Source organism: Methylobacterium sp. E-046 (genome assembly GCF_022829625.1).
Lineage (GTDB): Bacteria > Pseudomonadota > Alphaproteobacteria > Rhizobiales > Beijerinckiaceae > Methylobacterium > Methylobacterium longum.
This window is the reverse complement of record NZ_JAKSYP010000104.1, coordinates 1-3,458: the sequence shown is the minus strand read 5'-3', so window position 1 is coordinate 3,458 and position 3,458 is coordinate 1. Positions and strand designations below refer to the sequence as shown.

The 3,458-nt window shown below is 65.6% G+C and carries 3 protein-coding genes; 1 reads left to right on the top strand and 2 read right to left on the bottom strand.

All coding sequences use genetic code 11. The features are described 5' to 3' along the window. Positions 1 to 187: 187 nt before the first annotated feature. Positions 188 to 709, bottom strand: a complete 522-nt coding sequence (locus MKK82_RS09535) for a hypothetical protein (protein WP_243985462.1) — start codon at positions 707 to 709, stop codon at positions 188 to 190. Between the two features lie 588 nt (positions 710 to 1,297). Then, entirely contained in the window at positions 1,298 to 1,702 is a 405-nt protein-coding gene (locus MKK82_RS09530; RefSeq protein WP_243985461.1) for an integron, read from the bottom strand. A 350-nt stretch (positions 1,703 to 2,052) separates the two neighbouring features. On the opposite strand from MKK82_RS09530, the gene MKK82_RS09525 reads away from it, so the two are divergent. Further along, positions 2,053 to 3,458: methyl-accepting chemotaxis protein (locus tag MKK82_RS09525; RefSeq protein WP_243985460.1), on the top strand; the 1,406-nt coding region annotated here is incomplete at its 3' end.

The window sequence follows — 3,458 nt, the reverse complement described above, 5'->3', positions numbered from 1 at the left end:
CGGGTGAGCTGCGCCACGAGTTCGAGCGGTACGGGGCAGTCGCTGGAGAAGTCCGCAGCGGTGATCAGACGAACCTGGTTCACGAGAGGCACCTGCGCGATGATGCTCACAGGGTGCGGGCGTATGGTTAACGAACTCTGTCGACCATGATGGTGACGCACCGTTGATCAAGTGCCGAAGAATGTCGTTAAGGTTTCTTGCTGGGGGCGACGAACGGGTTGGTTTCGGCCGGCGCCAGGTTCTTCGTGTAGCAGCTTTCCAATCGCTCCAGGCCGGCCGCGCTCTTGTCCAGCGCGACCTGGATGGTCGAACCCTCGCCCCTGACCTCCAGTCCGTCAGCGAGCTTGAGCGATTTGAGGAACCGATCGTCCTTGACGGGGACCGACACAGCGTTGCCGGCAGTCTCAACCTCAGCCTTCAGCAACGATGTTCCAGCGGCGAGTTCGACCGGGTAGCTCTTCCCGCGCCCGAGCTTCCACTTCGGCGAACTCATGCTTAGGCCGAGGCCGTCTACATCGCGCGTAAAGCGGACATTCACGCCGTCGGAGGTCTCACGGCTCATCACGCACCGCTCGAACTTCTGCCCCTTGTAGGCGGCCTCGATCTGCCACGGGCCGATGGTGACTGCCTCGTCCTTTGGCTGCTCGGCGGCGTAGGCTGTGGGCGCCAAGAGCACGAGGACGAGCGAAGTTGCGAGGAACAGACGCATCAGGTTTCCTCGGTTTTTATTGGCTATGCCGGTCTGAAGGAGTGCGCGGGCGCGCTCCTGGTTCCCGCTAAGCTACGTCACGCAGGGTCGGGGGATCATGTGAATTGCCGCGCTTCCATCAACCAGTCGGCAACCAATCCGGCACACACCGACCGCTCATTGTGTCCGAAGGGTTGCGTTCATGCGTGCGCGGGTCTGGCTCGCCCTGACGCTGTTGGTGTGCTTCATCGATGGTCATGCACCACGTGGACGTGAGCTGCGCAACCCTGATGCGGAGGGAGGCTGGAGCAGGAGCGTGGAGGCGCTGAAGCGCCCGTCGATGAGAGGGACTTTGGGATAGACCCAGCTGCCACTGTTGCTCAGTCGCGACTACGTCCAGGCTCTGGCTGTGGACAGCTGTTTATGCCTCATGTCGGTCAAGCTTTGAGCGCGAGCCTCATCGGGTCGCACTCGATCCAGTTGCCAACATGCTCGCAGCTTCCCGCACCGCCATCCTCAACTATCGCGAGGGCACAGCCGTGCTCGCCTCGTCAGCCTTGTTCATGATAGGGGCCATGTCGCTGATCTGGCTGCTCGGCTGAAGCGATATTACTTCGGGTCGAGACCCACGTTGCGGCTCATGACCCAGCCATGATCGCAAGGACCGGTATACGTCTGCTCGACAGGCACGAGGATCGTCGTCCGGCAGCCGAGCAGGGCTGCCCCGTAGACGACGCCCAGCCACGGACCGAGCTTCTCACAGACCACAACCCTGTCGCCGTCGTGCAGGCGCCCGATCTCGCGGAAGGGCGCCTCCCCCGGCCCGCTCTGTACCGGCAGGAAGCTCTCGGGCTGCGATCCGACCTCGACGACGCGGCCCTTCTCAGGACAGGCATCGTCGCCGATCGCGCCATGCATCAGGATCGGTACGTTCAGGGGCGCGGTCTCCGCGAGAGCCATGCCGGGCAGCACGAGTCCGACGAGCAGCCCGAGCCGCGATGCTGTCGAGTGCATGAGGGTGCCAAGATGTCGGGGATCACGAAGAGCGGCCATTCGGTCGCCTCGTTAGGCAAGAAGCCGAACAACGCAGCTGCCTAGGAGTGGCTCCAGGCCGTAAGCCGGCACCTGCGGCGTCCAGACCCAAGCCGCGCGGATCCTCACGCGACTGCCCGGTCGAGGCTTCACAGATAGAACGCGGGAGATTGACCCGCATCACCCATTATCGCGCGCTTGCCCACCGTAACTCTCTCCCCATCCTGCTCCCTGTCGCTCGCCTCAGCTCGATTTGATCGCTATGGGCGAAACTTGTCGTCGCGCGGCTGTCGCTCGATGCCGTCTGCAGGTCTGATCAGGAAGAGCCGAGCATGCCGAACACGTTTGGCCTCAACCGCACGCTGGGCGGCGCCATCGGCGTTATCGCGCTGGTGTCGGTGCTGAGCAGCGGGGTGGTGCTGGCCACACGCAACCAGCTGCAGGACGCGACCGATGCCCTCGATCGCTCGACGCAGGTGGCTCGCGGCCTCGACGCCTTCCGCGCGGCCATGCTCAACCAGGAAACCGGGCTACGCGGTTACCTGATCACCGGACGCGAGAGCAGCCTGGAGCCCTACCGCGCCGGGCGTCCTGCCTTCGACGAGACGATCACGCGGCTGAGGAGCTTGATCGGCAACGATGCCGAGCGGTCCCGCCTGTTGGCCGATGCCGTGACAGCCGCTCGCGCGTGGCAGAGCGACATTGGCGAGACCGCCATACGTCAGGCCGCTGATCCGGTGACGCGACCGGAGGCGGTGCGCATCGAGGCGGAAGGCAGGGGCAAGCAGTTCTTCGACACCCTGCGGGGGAAACTCGCCGCCATCGACACGCTGGAAGAGCGGACCCGTACGGCGCAGGCCGCTCGCGTCTCGCAGGCCCAACGTGATGAGAGCTTTGCCTTGTGGGGTGGTACCCTGCTCACCCTCCTGATCTGCGCCGCGATCGGCGTCGCCATCAATCGCCTGATCGTCCGGCCGCTGGTACGGGTGATGGGCTTCGTCGAGCATGTCGGCGAGGGCGACCTCACTGGCACACTCGGGGAGGGGGGTCACAACGAGATCGGCCGCTTGGGGCGCAGCCTCAACGGCATGGTGGCCGGGCTCTCCGACCTCGCACGCACCAACCGCACTGCAACCGCCGACCTGAATTCCGCCGCTGCCGAAATCCGCGCTTCGGCGCAGGAGCAGGCGGCGTCGGTCGAGGAGCAGTTCGCGGCCGTGCAGGAGACGGCCGCGACCATGGATGAGATCACCCAGTCGGGGGCACAGATCGGCAGGCGGGCCACGGAGGTGATCGCGACCGCGCAGGCGACGGCGCAGACCTCGCGCCAGGGTCTGCGGGCGGTCTCCGACACGGCCAAGGCGATGGAGGCGATCCGCGAGCAGGCGGAGGCAGTGGCGGGCAACATCGTCAGCCTGTCGGAGAAGACCCAGACGATCGGGGACATCATCGAGACGGTCAACGACATCTCGGAGCGCACGCACCTGCTGGCGCTCAACGCGGCCATCGAGGCGGCGGCGGCGGGGGAGAGCGGGTTGAGCTTTGCGGTTGTGGCGTCCGAGATGAAGCTTCTGGCCGATCAGGCGAAGGCGGCGACGGGTCAGGTCCGGGGCCTGCTGGGGGAGATCCAGCGGGGGATCAACACGTCGGTGATGCTGACCGAGGAGGCGGTGAAGCGGGCGGCGGCGGGCAAGACGCGCTCGGACACGACGCAGCGCACGATCGAGGAGATCACCGC

What these genes read in the sequence shown, in the direction of transcription:
- MKK82_RS09530 (WP_243985461.1), bottom strand. Translation starts at nt 1,702, where the DNA reads ATGCACTCGACAGCATCGCGGCTCGGGCTGCTCGTCGGACTCGTGCTG.
- MKK82_RS09535 (WP_243985462.1), bottom strand. Translation starts at nt 709, where the DNA reads ATGCGTCTGTTCCTCGCAACTTCGCTCGTCCTCGTGCTCTTGGCGCCC.